This is a genomic window from Sphingomonas sp. DMC6 (assembly GCF_056314225.1).
In genome coordinates this window covers 1-1,318 of the sequence record NZ_JBQUYT010000027.1, presented here as the reverse complement: position 1 = coordinate 1,318, position 1,318 = coordinate 1, and the positions used below count along the sequence as shown (strand labels likewise).

Sequence of the window (1,318 nt, the reverse complement as noted above, 5' to 3'; positions counted from 1 at the left end):
TGAAGCGCCCCGGGTTTTCCGGAGGCTCCTATCTGTGAGAAGGAGCCACGATGAGCAATATGAGGAACAAGTTCTCACCTGAGTTTCGCGACCGTGCTGTGCGGATGGTGGAGGAGCACCGAGGAGATTATCCGTCGGAGTGGGCAGCGATGACCTCGATCGCGGGGAAGGTCGGCTGCACGACCGAGACGCTGCGCCGGTGGTGCCGCGAGGAGGCGAGCCGGCGAGCGGGACCAGCAGCGCAGGCTGTCAGTGAGCGGGATCGGGTCAAAGCACTGGAGCGCGAGGTCAAGGAGCTTCGCCGGGCCAACGAGATCCTGCGCAAGGCATCGGCATATTTTGCGCAGGCGGAGCTCGACCGCCACGGCAAATGGTGATGTCGTTCATTGACGCTCACCGGGAAGAACTGGGTATCGAGCCGATCTGCCGCGAACTGGCGATCGCCCGGTCTTCCTACCACGAACACGCCGCCCGCCTTGCTGATCCCGGCAGGCGGCCTGCCCGAGCCCGGCGCGACGACGAGATGCGCGAGGCGATCAAGCGTGTTCACGAGAACAGCTTTGGTCTCTATGGCGCCCGCAAGGTCTGGCACCAGATGCGTCGCGAGGGCATCGCTGTCGCCAAGTGCACGGTGGAACGGCTGATGCGAAACCTTGGGCTGGCAGGCGTGCGGCGAGGCAAGACGACCGTCACCACCGTCAGCCACCCGAAGGCGCCGTGCCCGCTGGACAAGGTCAACCGCGAGTTCCGCGTCAGCCGGCCCAATGCCTTGTGGGTGGTCGACTTCACCTACGTCCACACCTGGGCGGGATTCGTCTACGTGGCCTTCGTGATCGACGCCTTCGCCCGCCGGATCGTGGGCTGGAAGGTCAGCACCAGTGCCACGGCGGGCTTCGTGCTGGATGCCCTCGAGCAGGCGATCCATGCCCGCAGGCCAAGTCCAGATGATGGCCTGATCCATCATAGCGACAGGGGCGTTCAATATTTGGCCATGAACTACACCCAGCGACTGGCAGAAGCCAACCTCGTGCCGTCCGTGGGCAGCGTCGGCGACAGCTACGACAACGCCTTGGCCGAGACGATCAACGGTCTCTACAAGGCCGAGGTCATCTGGCGGCAACGCTCATGGCCGGGCGCATCGGCCGTGGAAATGGCAACGCTGCGCTGGGTCGACTGGTTCAACAATCACCGCCTGTTCGGCCCCATCGGGCACATCCCACCCGCCGAAGCCGAAGCCCACTACTATGCAGCCATTGAGACCCTCGATATGGCCGCATGACTCAAATGAAAATGCCTCCGGAAAACCCGGGGCGCTTCA

Annotated in this window: 1 protein-coding gene and 1 other annotated feature; the gene reads left to right on the top strand. The window is 64.0% G+C overall.

The annotated features are described in order from the left end of the window. Positions 1 to 50: 50 nt before the first annotated feature. A protein-coding gene (locus ACT53M_RS20115) for an IS3 family transposase (protein WP_476235696.1) occupies positions 51 to 1,279 on the top strand; the annotation gives its coding sequence in 2 pieces (ribosomal slippage) (positions 51 to 339 and positions 339 to 1,279; 1,230 coding nt in all). Beyond that, positions 332 to 446, top strand: a sequence feature (AL1L pseudoknot). (Overlaps the previous gene by 115 nt.) Positions 1,280 to 1,318: the final 39 nt, after the last annotated feature.